Origin of the sequence: Ectopseudomonas alcaliphila (genome assembly GCF_900101755.1) — a bacterium.
Classification (GTDB): Bacteria; Pseudomonadota; Gammaproteobacteria; order Pseudomonadales; family Pseudomonadaceae; genus Aquipseudomonas; species Aquipseudomonas alcaliphila.
This window is the reverse complement of sequence record NZ_FNAE01000014.1, coordinates 1-14,725: the sequence shown is the minus strand read 5'-3', so window position 1 is coordinate 14,725 and position 14,725 is coordinate 1. Positions and strand designations below refer to the sequence as shown.

Here is a 14,725-nt window from a genome sequence, read left to right as displayed (position 1 = left end):
ATCGCCAGCAGCGGCAGCAATACCTTCAGCCCATCTCGCCTCACGGCGCCTCGTCGTCCGCAGCGCCATCGCGCTGCTCTTGCCCCAGGTGCGCGCTCAGGTCGCGCAGCTGGGTGGAGATTTCCAACATGCGGTTATGGGTGCGCAGATCGATGTCGATCTTCTTGTCCATCGACTTGATCAGCGGCAGGAAGCTGTTCTCCAGGCTGTCGGCCAGGCTCTCCAGCAGTTTCTGCGTACCCGGCTGCGGTGGTGCGACCACCTCCACATGCGGGCGCAGTTTACCGAGATGGTCCAGACCGGCCAGCAACTGTTCCCAGGGCACGCTCGGCGTCTCGGCGCTCGGCTTGTTGGCCGCCAGGCCACGCACGCCTTCGACCAGATCGACCAGTTGCGCCACCACGCGGCCACCGACGTCCGTATCGCTGCCGCCCATGGCCTTGTTGCGCATGAAATCGCGCTTGATCTGCGCCCAGCGCTCGGCCTGCTCGGGCGTCTGGTTGCCGCGCAGCTCGGCGAGCTTGAGCAGGTTTTCCTCGGCGCCGGTGGTGAGCAGCTGCGACTCGCCCTGGTAGTGGTCGGCGATCAGTTGCAGCAGTTCGGCATCGTTCATCACCGAGCTGATCTTCTCGGCCATCTTGTTCATGTTGCGGTAGCTGCCCTGCAGCTTGAACGGCGGCTCGGTACGGTAGGTATCGGCCTGCGCAGCGCTGACGATGTATTGCTGGTTGACCCGGCCGACCACGTCGCGAATCTGCATCAGGCGCTGCAGGGTCGAGGTGATCTCGTTGATCTCGGCAGCGCTGTAGGTGTGCGACAGCTCGTTGGCGGAGAACGGCTTGCCCTCGGCCTTGGCGACGAAGCGATAGACATCGGCCATGTCGCGGGTGGCCAGCGGCGCCAGCACCGGGTTGGAGGTCAGGCTGTTCTCGATGTAGGACAGGGCGAAGGCTTCCTGCATGCCGCCCAGGGTATCCCCCAGGTTGTAGATGTCGGCACGGTTGGCAAGCATGTCGGGGATCTTGAACACGTCGCCGGACTCGGTGTACGGGTTGCCGCTCATCACCACGCAGAACTTCTTGCCGCGCATGTCGTAGGTCTTGGTCTTGCCCTTCCACACGCCCTCGATGCGCCGGGTGCCGTCACAGAGCGAGATGAACTTCTGCAGGAACTCGGGATGGGTGTGCTGAATGTCGTCGACATAGAGCATCACGTTGTTACCCATCTCCAACGCCAGGTTGAGCTTCTCCAGTTCCTGGCGCGAGGTGGCGTCCGGCGCCTGCGCCGGGTCGATGGAGCGCACCTCGTGGCCCAGGGCCGGGCCGTTGATCTTCATGAAGATCAGGCCCAGGCGATGCGCCACGTACTCCATCAGCGTGGTCTTGCCGTAGCCAGGCGGCGAAATGAGCATCAGCAGGCCCATCAGGTCGGTGCGCTTGTTCTCGCCAGCGGTGCCCATCTGCTTGGCCAGGTTGTCGCCGATAAAGCCCAGATACACATCGTTGATCAGCTTGTTACGCACGAAGGACGACAGCGGCCGCGGCTTGAACTCGGACAGGCGCAGGGCCTGGCGCTCGCGGTTGATCACCTCCTGGCGCAGCGCCTGGTAGCGCTGCAATTGCGGCACGAAATCGCCGCGGTGCTGCTGCAGGCGAGCGAAGTAGTCGTCGATGGCCAGCACCAGTGCACCGTCCTGCACACGCGGATGGTCGCCGAGCAGGCCGCTGACGGTGAAGCGCAGGTCGACCTCGGTGAAGCGACGCGGGAACTCGTCGTCCAGCAGGCTGATGGCCACGGCTTCGGGAATGTATTCGATCAGTTCTCCCAGCGCTTGATCCTGCGCGCACAGGCCATCGAGCCAGGTCTGCGCCAGCGACCAGCGCTGCACCGGCCGGCCGCGCAGGTTGTCCAGCGCCTCACGGTAGTCATCCCAGACATGGCTGGCCTGCATGCGCTGCTGCAGGGTGTCGAGCAGTTGCCGGGCGTACTTGCTGAAGGTGAACTCGATGGGCTTGGCCGCCAACTCCTCGACCAGGTAGGCCGCGGCCGCCTGGCGCTGCGCGGTAGTCACCGCCAGCGGGTGCTGGGCGAGGAAGCGCTGCATCGCTGCACCGATCTCCTCCTGCAGGCGCAGCACACCATCTTCACTGCCGAACATCTGCCGCAGGTGCAGGCTGCTGCGCGCGCGCTCGGGCCACAGCTCGGCCTCGATGTCCGCCCCCCAGCGGTTCCAGAACAGCGCGGCGAAGCCACGGGCGGCCGGCGCATAGCGCAGCAACCCGGCGCTTTCGCGCAGTGGCAACAGCTGGATCAGGATCAGCGCGGCATCGTGGTCGTGGATGCCCTTCTCGTAGGCATCCTTGTAGCGCGGCGCGGCGAAGTCGCGGATCAGCCGGGTCAGGTCATCCGGCTGCGCCAGATGAGTCTTGAGCAGATCCAGGCTAAGGCCTTCACGCCCGCTCAGAGCGGCGTCCAGTACCAGCCCGGCGAGGTATTCGGCGCGGTACAGCGAGGGCGATTCGGACTCCAGCGAGACCTGCCAGTAGTCGCGCAGGCTCTCAAGGGTTTCGTCGCGCAGCGGTTCGAGAAAATCGGTACCGGTCAGGTGCAGATACAGCGCATCGCCACGCGGCATCAGGGTCAGATCCAGTTCCTGGGTGTTGACGCTGAAGCGGTGGCGCGGGCCGAGCTTGATGACGTTGCCGCCCTCTTCGAACAGCTCGCTCTTGTCGCGCAGTGCCCGCACCGCCTGGTCGCGGGCGGCCTTCAGGCGCGCCTCGACGTCGTCAGCCTTGACGCTGTCCTTGAGCTCGCGCAGGCGTTCGGCCATTTCGCGCAGCTTGAGAATCAGCGGGTCGGCGGCGAAGAAGGCGTTGAGCTCGTCCATCTGGGTCAGGCGCGCGGTGCGCCGGACGAGGCTGTCGAGGATGCGCTGGGCGGCATCGAGCACACCCTGGGCGCGGCGCTGACGCTCGTCGAGCAGGCTCTGCTTGTGCGACTCGAAGGTTTCCAGCAGCTCTTCGCGCTTGCCGAGGATATCGCTGAGGAACTGTTCCTGATCACCGAACTGGCTTTCCAGCTCTTCCAGTTGCACCAGCAGGCGCGACAGCTGTTCGTCGCACTTCTCCGGGTCCTGGGCCAGCGCCAGGGCGTTGGTGATGCCCTGGCCGAACAGTTTGAACTGGGCGCCGAACTGCGCCACGGTCTCGGCCGAGCCCAGGCCCTTGCGCCGTTGCTCAGCGCGCGCCTTGGCCTGGTTGAGGCGGGCGTAGACTTCGGAAATCGATTCGACGATGGCGGTACGCTGGGTGGCGTCATCGATCTTCAGCGACGCCATCAGGCTCGACAGCATGTCGAGGTTGCCGGCCATCTCCTGCATCTCGACCAGCGGCTCATTGAGCTGGGTGACGGTATCGGCCTTCTGCGCCAGGGCATCCAGCTCGCCCAGGCGCTGTACATAGGGTTGCAGCGCCGCATCGCTGGCGAGGAAGGCCGAAGTTGCGCCGGCCACGCGCTCTTGCGCTTCGAGCAGCTCGGTCTCCATGGCGTCGATACGCGCCACGTCGATGTAGCGGTAGTCGCGAATGGTCAGCAACTGGCCGCGCTGCGCGGTGATGGCGTTGAGCGCCTCGACGAAATGCTGCACCTCGTCCCAGCTGTCCACCAGCAGGCCCGAGAGCAGGCTCTTCTGCCGCGACTCGGCCTCGGCCATGGCCCGGCTGGACTGCTGGCGAATGCTCTCGACCTTCTCGAACTCATCCAGTACCAGCTCGGACGTAGCGGCCACTTCGCGCAGCAACGGCGCCAGATCGGCGCACTGGGCGTCGCCGAGCCAGTGGTAGATGTCGAACAGGCGACGAGTGTTCTGGCACAGCTGGGTGTAACGCGCCACCGACACTTCGCGGCTGTCGATCTCGCGGCTCAGATTGAGCAGATCGGACACGCCACGCACCAGCTCGGCGTTGCCGATGCGCCCGAAGAAGCCACTGCGCGCAGGCTGGCGAGCAGCATGGTCCTCGCTCTCGAACGGCGTCTGCCAGATCTGCATCGGGTGGATGCGCGTCGGTTCGCTGCCCTCGGCGGCGAAGATCACCATGCGCCCGTCTTCCAGGCGCGCGTAACCGTGGCCGAAGATTGGGTTGTGCAGCTGGCGGTTGATCATGTTGTAAGTGAACAGCGCCGAGCGGCCTTCTTCCGGGTGGTAGAAGATGTACTGCACGTCCTCGCCGTTGGGCGAACGCACCGAGCGTTTGAAGCGCATGCCGCCCATGGGCTGCTCGAAGGTCTTGTACTCGCCGCTCTGCAGGTAGTAACCGCCGGGAAAGATGATGCCGTGGTCTTCCGGCAGCTGCACGCAGGCCAGGCCGATGGCATCGATACGCTCGACTTGGTTGGTCAGGCTGTTGAACACCAGGTAGCGCCACTGTTCTTCGCGGTACGGCAGGATCTTGAGCAGAATCAAACTGCCCAGCCGTGCATATTCGATCTGCGCATCATCCAGCGACTGGGTCTTGTCGACCACGGCTTCGCGGTAGATACCCTGGCCGTCCTGGGTGTTGTTCTCGACCTTGATGGTCAGGTCGCCGCCAACGGTCTCGACGAATACGGTGTCGAGGATGTTGACGTGCGGATGGCGGCCCATGACCACCATCTCGCGGGTGGTCTTCTGCCACTCGAAGTCGAACGGCGCCGGCAGCGCGATATCGCGCTCACCGCGGTTGTCGATATAGCGCACGTCCTTGCCGTCGGTGGAGATCGACCAGCGGAACACGCGGATGTCGGTGATGCGCTCACCGATCTGGAAACTCGCCAGCAGCTTGCCGTCACGGATGGCCAACTGCAGCAGGCGGGTGTTCTTGTAGTAGGTGTACAGCTCGTTGAAATCGGCGACGAAGCTGGCCTGGGCCAGGAAGCTGCCGTCCAGCGGCACCGATTCGGCATCGAAGCCGTCTGGGGTTTCCACCAGGCGATAGAGGGAGAACACGTCGGCGACGCTGGTTTCCTTCTTCAACCCCAGGAACACGTTGTAGCCGAACAGCAGGCACTCGCCGACCTGGACGATATCGCGGGCGATGCAGTTGTTCTCGGTGCGGATACGCACCCGACCAATGGCCTCCATCGCGCTGCTGCCGAACTCGGCCAGGCGCTGGCCGTTGAGCGTTTCGGTCAAGCTGCGCAGGCGCTGGCCCTGCTCCTGCAGGCGCCGCTGCAACACCTCGTAGGCGCCGCCTTCGGCGACGGCCTTGTCCAATACGTCCTGTGTGTGTGCGTCCGACATCGTAGTCATCCTGAATCTGCTGCGTCTGAAACGCCCCTCCGCAGAGGGGCTGGCAGGTTGGGCCGGGCGTGGCTCCGCTTCAGCTCACCATGAAGGCCAACATGGTGGGCTGAAGCCCACCCTACAAGCCAGGAGAGTGGGTAGGGTGGACAATGCGAAGCTTGTCCACCCAGCGGGCTATGCGCCGATCTTCTTCTCGACGATGGCGATCTTGTCGCGCAGCGCCGAGTCGATCTCTTCTGGGCGCACCTGGGCGATGATCTTGCGCAGCACCCGCACCTCGTTGTCGTCGATCACGCCATCTCGCTCGGCGATCTCCAGCAGCGCTTTGAGTTCCTGCGCATCCAGACGGCCGTCATTGCTGAAGCACTGGATCGAGCGGAAGGTCATCTCCAGATAATCTCTTGGCTCTGACATCACATGTTCCCTGATTGGTCGAAATTAGGTGGTCATGTGGCGGGGGCAACTAAAGCCCCGACCACAGTGAGCAATGGTGGGCTGAAGCCCACCCTACAGACAGGGCTCAGGCCTGATCAGGCCCGGCGCTCGGCGCTGCCACCGGGGCAGCGGGCGCCGCCTTGCCAGCCAGCAGACGCGACAACACGTCCTGCACCACCGGGCTCTTGCCGACCACACCTTCGATGGCCTTGCCCACCGACAGCGACTTGGCGAAGGAGTTGAAGAAGTCGCCCTCGCCGCCGACGATCTCGATCTTCGCCTTGGCCAGCGCGGTGGCCAGCACCTCGGCCTGATCCTTGGCGATTTCCTTGTTCGCGGCGATGGCGGCCATGGCTTCCTCGAAGCTCTTCTCCAGCTGCATGCGGAACTCTTCGTGAGCACGCGCGTTGTCGCTGAGCGAATCCAGAGCACCGAACTTCTTGCCCAGACCTTCTGCTTCGGCGTTCAGACGCTCCAGCAGCACCTGCGCTTCGGCCATACCCAGATCCTGGGTCGCCTTGGCCTTGGCGGTGCCGAGCTGTTCTTCACCGCGCGCCTGGGCGCCGAGTTTCTCTTCCAGCACCTTGGCGTCGGCCAGGCCGTCTTTTTCCTTGGCAGCCGCTTGCGCTTCGGTAACACGCGCCTGCGCCAGACCTTTCTCCTGCTCGCCCTTGGCCTCGGCGATCAAGCGCTCGGCCTGCACGCGGGCCTCAGCCAGGCCTTCTTTCTCCTTGGCCGCAGCGGTGACTTCACGCACGCGCGCATCGGCCAGGCCAGGTGCAGCGCGCTCGGCCTCGATCCCTTCGGCCATTTTCTTCTTGGCTTCGGCACCCTTGGCCGCCGCTTCCAGCTCGGCCTGGGCCAGGTTGTTGATTTCCACCGCCTTGTGCTTGGAACGGGTTTCGTCGGCTTCGGCCTGCTTGACCTGGCGCACCAGCTCCTGCTCGGCTTCGGCCTGGGCATTGAGCACGGTGACCTGCTTGAGGCGCTCGGCCTCGGAGACTTCACGCACTTCCTTGATGCGCTCTTCTTCCTGGGCCACGGTCTTCTCGACCGCGACGCGCTCGCGGATCACCCCAGCGATGTTCTTGCGCTCTTCTTCCAGCGCCTTTTCCTTCTCGATGCGCTGCAGCTCGACTTCGCGCTCGCGGGCGACCACTTCCAGATCCTTGGCACGGGTGACCTTCTCTACCTCGATGACCACGGCGCGCTGACGGTTCTGCTGGGCCACTTCCACTTCGCGCTGATGGTTCTCGGCGCGGATATCCAGCTCCTGCTGGGTCTGGATACGGGCCTGTTCGGCCTTCAGGCGTTCTTCCTCACGCACCTTGAGGGTTTCCGCTTCCTCGCGGGCACGGATGGTCTCGATCTCGCGCTTCTGGCGCGCTTCGGCATCGGCCTGCTGGCGTTCCAGCGACAGGGTCGCTTCGCGGGTTTCGACGTTCTTCTTCTTCATCGCCAGCTCTTCGTTGCGCTCCAGCTCGTTGGTGATGACGTTCTGCGCAGCGGTCAGCTCGGTAATCTTGCGGATACCTTCGGCGTCGAGGATGTTGCTCGGGTCCAGCGAATGCTTGGCAGTCTGCTCCAGGTAGTCGATGGCCACGTCTTCGAGCACGTAGCCGTTGAGGTCGTTGCCGATCACCTCGACGATACGATCACGAAACTCCTGACGATTCTCGAACAGCTGGACGAAGTCGAACTGCTTGCCGACGGTCTTCAGCGCTTCGGAGAACTTGGCGTTGAACAGTTCGTTGACCGCCGCGCGGTCGGAGGCACGCTCCACGCCGATGGCCTTGGCCACCTTGAGCACGTCTTCCTGGGTCTCGTTGACACGCAGGTAGAAGGCCACGGTGATATCAGCGCGCATGTTGTCGCGGCAGATCAGGCCATCCTTCGCACGGCGGTCGACTTCCAGGGTGATCAGGGAGATCTTCATGAACTCCTTGAGGTGGATCACCGGGTAGACCAGGGAACCGGTGAAATGCACCTTGGGCGTCGAGCTCATGTCGTTGACGATCAGCGCGGTGCCCTGTGGAACCTTGATGTAGAAGGCCTTGAACAGGGCGATCAGGGCAATGATGAAGAGGACGACCAGCCCTGCTCCGACGATAAAGGGAATAACGTTTTCCATTACAGCTGTACTCCTTTGCTAGTTGTGCAGGCAGGTTCGGCATACCCTGCCTGCCCTCTGTTACGTACGGATTGTGGGCAGAGGCTAGACGCCTCGGAACTCTTCTTCGGTGATGATGCGATAGGCGTGTTCGGCCGCCAGATATTCGAGCAGCACCACGCGGTCGCCGCGCTTGAAGCCCAGCGCCTCATCGGCACGTACCCGCAGGATCAAACCAGCGCCGCCATCTTCCAGCACCGCCTCACCATGACTGATGGTAACGCGACCACTGCGAACCACCGCCACCTGGCCCAGCACCGATTTACTGCTGATCGCCTCGACTTTGTGAAACAGCGGCCGCAGCGGCCGGCAGATCACCGCGCACAGCGGTGCAGCCAGCACGAAGGCGCCGGCGATGACCACCAGCCCCAGCGGGTAACGCAGAATGCCCAACGGCAGGTGACGCAGCAGCCATAGCTCGATGAAGTAGCAGGCGAACCAGGCGAAGAAGAACAGCAGCGTCAGCACCAGGGTGACCGGCACGCCATCGAGCTTGAGTTTGTAGAGCAGGCCGGCGAGGCCTTCGGTCTGGCCGCTGCCTTCCATCACAGAATCGGCTTCGACGTCGAGCAAATCGACCTCGAGCAGGCCGGCGGCGACGACCAGCCAGTAGATGACTGCCACACACAGCAGAAAGCTGTAGATGGCGGTGGGAAATGACAGCGCAGTTTGCAGGAAGAGTTCCATTTATTCCTTTCCCTGATGTAGGGAAACGGGGCGCGAGCGCCCCGCATCATTCAAGCCTTGGACTTGTCCTTGAGCCTGGCCAGCACGCTGTCGGCACTGGCGTTGTCGGCCTTGATCCCGGCCGCGCGCAGCTTGGCTTCCAGCGAATCGTCCGGCGCGCTGGTGGCGGCGAGCTCGGCCGAAGCCTCCATCTTCGCCGCACGCTCGGCCTGCTTCTGCTTGATCCGCTCGAGCGACTCGACCGCTGTCTGCAGCTTGGCCTGCGAGCCACCATAGCGCTGGGCTACGGCCATCTGCGCCTTCTGCACGCTTTCGGTAGCCTTGACCGTATCCACCTGCTGCTTGAGGCGCTTGATGTTGCCCTCGGCCTGGGTCACGGCCTTGCGCAGTTGTGCCACGCTGGCGGCGAAACCTTCGGCCTGCTCGCGTTCGCTGGCCTGCTCGACTTCCAGGTTGGCGATTTTCTCGGCCACTTCCTTGGCCAGGGTTTCGTTGCCCGCGTCCAGCGCCTTCAGCGCGTACTGTTCGTACTCGGCAATGCTCGCCGCGCTCTTGTTCACCTTGTCGCTGGCCAGCTTCTGCTTGGCCATGATCTCGGCCAGCGCTTCCTTGGACTTGCGCAGCTCGACATCAGCGTCGCGGATTTCCTGATCGAGGATACGCAGGGCCTGACTGTCGACCACCGCCTCACCCACTTCATTGGCGCCGCCACGCAGCGCCGTCAGCATCTTGCTCCAGACATTCATCGTCTCATCTCCTCTCAGGCGCCAGTTTTGAGGAAGCCTTCATAGGCTTCGGTGGCCTTGATCACGTTGTCCGCCAGCAGCTCGATCTCGAACACCACGTCGGACAGGCTCGAGGACGAGCTCAGCGCACCGAACATGGTGTAGCAATCACGCCCGTCGCCCATTTTTTCCAGGCCGATGGACGACAGCGGGAACAGCTTGTGGGTGCGCAATACTTCTTCGTTGAAGGCCGCCGCGTTCTTGACGTCCACTGCCGGCCAGAGCAGCGCCTCGACGACGATCTGCTCGCCGAACACGGCGATGAACAGCGGCAGGTCGCCATACTCGCGCATGGTGATGTGCAGACTGGCCTCGGCGCCCTGGATCAGCTCGATGCCGGCCTGGCCGCTTTGGAACAGTTCCGTTGCCGCCAGCGCTTCATGCAGCGCCTGAGCGGTCCAAACTTGAGGCATATTCATACCCTCCTCCTTCTCCATCGAAGCCAGCAGCGACTGTGGCTGGCGCAGTTTGCGCTCGAACGCGACCAAAAGCGGCGCATGCTCGGGCAAGATCCAGACTTCCTTCTTCACCAACCCCTGCTCACGCAGGCGCTGGCGATAAAGACGCTGGTAATGGGCTGATGATTTGTTGTCCATGAGTCACAGCCTAGACCCTTACATGTGAGCCGTAAAGTAATCACATGTGATAAATGTGATGCCGTTCGTCAGATGAGCGCGCACGCGTAATCCTCGGCGCAAAACAGCCGAAGGGCAGCTCAGAATGGGAACACGGGAGGCAGGCACCTAGACTCATCCATGATTCGACCAAAACGCTTCCATTCGCGGGGGGTCAAATTAAACCTCAGACGCTTCCGTTGCGCACGGAAAAAAGCGCTAACCGGGTCGCAGTTAAGCCCCCTGCCCAGCCAACCCAATAGACAGGCAGCATCATGAATGAACTCCCACCTGCCGTACGTCAGCTACTGCATGCCAATCAACGCCAGGCGGCCATCGACCTGCTGAGCGAGTACCTGGCAAACGACCAGCAGGAAGCCGAACGCCGCATCGATCAGTACCTGGAGGACGCCCCACCCATCCACCTGCGCGGCGCAGGTATTCTCCGCGCCAGCCGCCTCAATGCCCTGATCTGGCTGATACTGATCGTTCTGATGGCGCTCCTGGCGCTGATCTTCGCCCTTTGAGCGGCGCACAAACGAAACCGGCGCCACTAAGGCGCCGGTTTCGTCGAAGCAGAAAACCTCAGAGAGGCTTGCCGCGATTGCCGTGAGCAGCAACGAACTGCTGCACAGTACGCAGGTCGTTGGCCAGCACCGTGCAACGCTCTTCGCGCTGGAACAGATCGGTCAGATGCGCCGGCAGCGCCGGAACGGCATCGATACCGGCCTTCTCCACCGCCTCGGGAAACTTGACCGGATGCGCGGTGCCCAGCACCACCATCGGCGTCGCCAGGCTGCGACGACACTCACGGGCGGCACGCACACCGATAGCCGTGTGCGGGTCGAGCAGCTCGCCGCACTCCTGGTACACCTCGGTGATGGTTTCGCAGGTCTGCTCGTCGTTCACCGCCAGTGAATCGAACAGCTTGCGCGCCTCGGTCCAGCGATCTTCATCGACACTGAAACCGCCACCCTGCTTGAAGCTGTCCATCAGGCTGGCGATGGCCGCACCGTTACGACCGTGCAGGTCGAACAACAGGCGCTCGAAGTTTGACGAGACCATGATATCCATCGACGGTGACAGCGTCGCGTGCAGGGTTTCCTTGACGTACTGATTGCCGCTCATGAAGCGATGCAGGATGTCGTTGCGGTTGGTGGCGACGATCAACTGGCTGACCGGCAGCCCCATGTTGCGCGCCAGGTAGCCGGCGAAGATGTCGCCGAAGTTGCCGGTCGGCACCGAGAAGGCGATGGACCGCGCCGGCGCACCGAGCTGCAGCGCAGCGTGGAAGTAGTAGACGATCTGGGCCATGATCCGCGCCCAGTTGATCGAGTTGACCGCCACCAGGCGAGTGCCCTTGAGGAAGCCCTGGTCGGCGAAGCTGGCCTTGACCATCTCCTGGCAGTCGTCGAAGTTGCCTTCGATGGCGATGTTGTGAATGTTGTCACCGAGGATGGTGGTCATCTGCCGGCGCTGCACCTCGGACACGCGGTTGTGCGGGTGCATGATGAAGATGTCGACGTTGTCGCAGGCCTTGCAGCCTTCGATGGCCGCCGAACCGGTATCACCGGAGGTGGCCCCCATGATCACCACGCGCTCGCCACGCTTGGCCAGCACGTGATCGAGCAGGCGACCGAGCAGTTGCAGAGCGAAATCCTTGAACGCCAGGGTTGGGCCATGGAACAGCTCCAGCACCCACTCGTTGCCATTCAGCTGACGCAGCGGCGCCACGGCGTTGTGAGCGAACACACCGTAGGTTTCTTCGAGAATCTTCTTGAAATCGGCGTCGCTGATGCTGCCAGCAACGAACGGGCGCATCACCCGGAAGGCCAGCTCGTGATACGGCAGGCCCGCCCAGGAAGCGATTTCCTCGACGGTGAAACGCGGCAGATTTTCCGGCACATAGAGGCCGCCGTCGCTGGCCAGGCCAGCCAGCAGCACATCTTCGAAATTCAGGGCCGGCGCCTGGCCGCGGGTACTGATATAGCGCATGGGATAAACCTTCGTTCTGCAGCACCCGCAGGGCAAAACCTGCGGGTGGACACGGGATTAGTTGAGCTGCTCGACGCGCAGACGCATGACCGGCGAGGTCACGCCATCCAGCGCTTCCATGGCGGCGATGGCCTCGATGATACGCGCCTCGACCACACGGTGGGTCACGAGGATCATCGGCACCAGGCCGTCCTGCTCCTCGACTTCCTTCTGCATGATCGACTCGATGTTGATGCCACGCTCGGAGAGAATGCTCGCTACCTGCGCCAGCACACCCGGATGATCCTTGGCCTGGATACGCAGGTAATAGGCGCTTTCGCACTCCTCGATAGGCAGGATCGGGTGATCGGACAGCGAGTCCGGCTGGAAAGCCAGATGCGGCACGCGATTGGTCGGATCGGTGGTCAGCGCACGAACCACGTCGACCAGGTCGGCCACCACCGCCGAAGCGGTCGGCTCCATACCGGCGCCAGCACCGTAATACAGGGTGCTGCCAACGGCATCACCATTGACCATGACCGCGTTCATCACACCATTGACGTTGGCGATCAGTCGGTCGGCCGGGATCAGCGTCGGGTGCACGCGCAGTTCGATACCCGCTTCGGTACGACGAGCCACACCCAGGTGTTTGATGCGATAACCCAGCGCCTCGGCGTAGTTCACATCAGCCGTGGTCAGCTTGGTGATGCCTTCGGTGTAGGCCTTGTCGAACTGCAGCGGAATACCGAAAGCGATGGATGCCAGGATGGTCAGCTTGTGCGCAGCATCAATGCCTTCGACGTCGAAGGTCGGATCGGCCTCGGCATAGCCCAGCGCCTGCGCCTCCTTGAGCACGTCTTCGAAGGCACGGCCCTTCTCGCGCATCTCGGTGAGAATGAAGTTGCCGGTGCCGTTGATGATGCCGGCCAGCCAGTTGATACGGTTGGCCGACAGGCCTTCACGGATCGCCTTGATCACTGGGATACCGCCGGCCACAGCCGCTTCGAACGCGACGATCACGCCCTTCTCGCGCGCCTTGGCGAAGATCTCGTTGCCGTGCACGGCGATCAGCGCCTTGTTGGCGGTGACCACATGCTTGCCGTTGTCGATGGCCTTGAGCACCAGCTCCTTGGCCAGGGTGTAACCGCCGATCAGCTCGATGACGATATCGATCTCAGGGTTGTTAACCAGCTCGAACACGTCGCTGGTCATGGTAATGCCGGTGGTGTCGTACTGAGGCTTGGGTGAACGAATGGCGATCTGGGCAATCTCGATGCCGCGACCGGCGCGCCGAGTAATCTCCTCGGCATTGCGCTTGAGTACATTCAACGTACCGCCACCGACGGTGCCCAACCCACAGATGCCCACTTTGACCGGCTTCACACTCAATTCCCCATCAGCACTGCACGAAACGGCCGGAGCATGCCCCGGCCGCGGATAAAGAGCCGCACCTTACGAAGCGGCTGTTTGTTAGTCAATCCACGCTCAGTCGTTTGACTCCAGGGCAATCCTGGCCAACTGCGGCGCCGGCTGGTAGCCCGGAATCATCTTGCCGTTGGCCAGAACGATGGCTGGCGTACCATTGACTCCGATCATCTGACCGAGCTGATACTGCCTGGCCACCGGATTGTCACAGGTCGCGTCAGCCACGCTCTGGCGAGCCTTGGCACGATTCATCGCTTCCTGCTGATCCTTGGCGCACCAGACGTTGACCAGCTCCTTGGCGGCCGGGCTGCTCAGGCCCTGGCGCGGAAAGGCGACATAACGCACTTCCACGCCCAGGCGATTGAGCTCCGGCACTTCGCTGTGCAGCTTCTGGCAATAGCCGCAGTCGGTATCGGTGAACACGGTGATATGGGTCTTCGGTGCCTTGGGCGCGAACACCACCATTTCCTTGGCCGGAATGGCATTGATCTGCTGAGCCACCGCGCGGCTTTCTTCGATCTCGGTAAGGTTCACGGCCTTGCCGTCCTTGACCTGGAACAGATAGCCCTGAATCAGGAACTGACCATCGGCGCTGGTGTAAAGCTGGCGCCCACCTTCCAGCTGAACCTGATAGACACCAGGCATCGGGCTCTCGGCAATGGCCTCGATCGGCAAGCTGGCGTCGAGCGACTTCAGCGTCTGGCGGATGACCTGATCGGGATCAGCAGCCAGAGTGACACTACTGCCCAACGCGAGCGCCAGGGCAATGGAAATACGGGTCAGGGACATGAACACTCCTGTCGAACGACGGACCTGTGAAAATCGCTACAGCCTACCACAGATGGCGCTTTAGACAGCCGACCAGGCAGCAGACGACGCATCATCCGGCCGGCATACCTCTCACTCTCCGCTCGCCCACACCAACCTTATACACACCCCATCCCACGCTTATTCCAATAGCCAATGTGCATATAGCCAAATCGTCCATATATTTATATTGCGCACTAATGTTTTGCGCAATATAGTTCGCTCCATGGAAACGGTTAGCACACAAAAGATTAGCAAGCCAATCCATCACTACCCCACCGACAAGGATCAATGCCATGACCATCGAAAACGTTCTCTACCGTGCAACCGCTGAAGCCTTTGGTGGCCGCGAAGGCCGCGCCGTCTCCTCCGACGGCATCCTCGACATCGCCCTGACCACCCCGAAAGAACTCGGCGGCGCTGGCGGCAACGGCACCAACCCGGAGCAGCTGTTCGCTGCCGGCTATTCCGCCTGCTTCCTCGGCGCCCTGAAATTCGTCGCCGCCCGCGACAAGCTGAGCATCCCCGCTGACACCTTCATCGAAGG

The 14,725-nt window shown here is 62.6% G+C and carries 11 protein-coding genes; 2 read left to right on the top strand and 9 right to left on the bottom strand.

Annotated elements, in window-relative coordinates; genetic code table 11:
• Window positions 1-40: 40 nt before the first annotated feature.
• From BLR77_RS24125 to bacA, 6 genes are all read right to left on the bottom strand, one after another.
• Entirely contained in the window at window positions 41-5,278 is a 5,238-nt protein-coding gene (locus BLR77_RS24125; protein ID WP_074682566.1) for a DNA repair ATPase, read from the bottom strand.
• A 177-nt stretch (window positions 5,279-5,455) separates the two neighbouring features.
• Complete coding sequence (locus tag BLR77_RS24120; protein ID WP_074682564.1) at window positions 5,456-5,695, bottom strand: hypothetical protein; 240 nt, start codon at window positions 5,693-5,695, stop codon at window positions 5,456-5,458.
• A gap of 106 nt (window positions 5,696-5,801) precedes the next feature.
• Window positions 5,802-7,847, bottom strand: a complete 2,046-nt coding sequence (locus tag BLR77_RS24115; protein WP_074682562.1) for a flotillin family protein — start codon at window positions 7,845-7,847, stop codon at window positions 5,802-5,804.
• A gap of 84 nt (window positions 7,848-7,931) precedes the next feature.
• Window positions 7,932-8,573 carry an OB-fold-containig protein gene (locus BLR77_RS24110; protein WP_074682560.1) on the bottom strand — a complete coding sequence of 214 codons (642 nt, stop codon included), beginning with the start codon at window positions 8,571-8,573 and terminating at the stop codon, window positions 7,932-7,934.
• 50 nt (window positions 8,574-8,623) lie between these two features.
• The gene (locus BLR77_RS24105) at window positions 8,624-9,319 is read right to left on the bottom strand and encodes a PspA/IM30 family protein (protein ID WP_064495348.1); all 696 of its coding nucleotides are present in this window, start codon (window positions 9,317-9,319) and stop codon (window positions 8,624-8,626) included.
• Window positions 9,320-9,333: 14 nt separating this feature from the next.
• A complete protein-coding gene (gene bacA / locus BLR77_RS24100; protein WP_074682558.1) occupies window positions 9,334-9,954 on the bottom strand; it encodes a biofilm formation regulator BacA in 621 nt (206 codons plus the stop codon).
• 293 nt (window positions 9,955-10,247) lie between these two features.
• Between bacA and BLR77_RS24095 the strand changes: the two genes are divergently transcribed.
• A complete protein-coding gene (locus tag BLR77_RS24095; RefSeq protein WP_074682556.1) occupies window positions 10,248-10,499 on the top strand; it encodes a hypothetical protein in 252 nt (83 codons plus the stop codon).
• Window positions 10,500-10,557: 58 nt separating this feature from the next.
• Here BLR77_RS24095 and thrC read toward each other — a convergent pair whose 3' ends face one another.
• From thrC to BLR77_RS24080, 3 genes are all read right to left on the bottom strand, one after another.
• Window positions 10,558-11,967: a threonine synthase gene (thrC, locus tag BLR77_RS24090; RefSeq protein WP_074682554.1), complete on the bottom strand. Its 1,410-nt coding sequence runs from the start codon at window positions 11,965-11,967 to the stop codon at window positions 10,558-10,560.
• 57 nt (window positions 11,968-12,024) lie between these two features.
• Window positions 12,025-13,329 carry a homoserine dehydrogenase gene (locus tag BLR77_RS24085; RefSeq protein ID WP_074682552.1) on the bottom strand — a complete coding sequence of 435 codons (1,305 nt, stop codon included), beginning with the start codon at window positions 13,327-13,329 and terminating at the stop codon, window positions 12,025-12,027.
• A gap of 102 nt (window positions 13,330-13,431) precedes the next feature.
• The gene (locus tag BLR77_RS24080; RefSeq protein ID WP_074682550.1) at window positions 13,432-14,160 is read right to left on the bottom strand and encodes a thioredoxin fold domain-containing protein; all 729 of its coding nucleotides are present in this window, start codon (window positions 14,158-14,160) and stop codon (window positions 13,432-13,434) included.
• Between the two features lie 314 nt (window positions 14,161-14,474).
• On the opposite strand from BLR77_RS24080, the gene BLR77_RS24075 reads away from it, so the two are divergent.
• Window positions 14,475-14,725: Ohr family peroxiredoxin (locus BLR77_RS24075; RefSeq protein ID WP_139202984.1), on the top strand; the 251-nt coding region annotated here is incomplete at its 3' end.

What these genes read in the sequence shown, in the direction of transcription:
- BLR77_RS24125 (WP_074682566.1), bottom strand. Translation starts at nt 5,278, where the DNA reads ATGTCGGACGCACACACACAGGACGTATTGGACAAGGCCGTCGCCGAA.
- BLR77_RS24120 (WP_074682564.1), bottom strand. Translation starts at nt 5,695, where the DNA reads ATGTCAGAGCCAAGAGATTATCTGGAGATGACCTTCCGCTCGATCCAG.
- BLR77_RS24115 (WP_074682562.1), bottom strand. Translation starts at nt 7,847, where the DNA reads ATGGAAAACGTTATTCCCTTTATCGTCGGAGCAGGGCTGGTCGTCCTC.
- BLR77_RS24110 (WP_074682560.1), bottom strand. Translation starts at nt 8,573, where the DNA reads ATGGAACTCTTCCTGCAAACTGCGCTGTCATTTCCCACCGCCATCTAC.
- BLR77_RS24105 (WP_064495348.1), bottom strand. Translation starts at nt 9,319, where the DNA reads ATGAATGTCTGGAGCAAGATGCTGACGGCGCTGCGTGGCGGCGCCAAT.
- bacA (WP_074682558.1), bottom strand. Translation starts at nt 9,954, where the DNA reads ATGGACAACAAATCATCAGCCCATTACCAGCGTCTTTATCGCCAGCGC.
- BLR77_RS24095 (WP_074682556.1), top strand. Translation starts at nt 10,248, where the DNA reads ATGAATGAACTCCCACCTGCCGTACGTCAGCTACTGCATGCCAATCAA.
- thrC (WP_074682554.1), bottom strand. Translation starts at nt 11,967, where the DNA reads ATGCGCTATATCAGTACCCGCGGCCAGGCGCCGGCCCTGAATTTCGAA.
- BLR77_RS24080 (WP_074682550.1), bottom strand. Translation starts at nt 14,160, where the DNA reads ATGTCCCTGACCCGTATTTCCATTGCCCTGGCGCTCGCGTTGGGCAGT.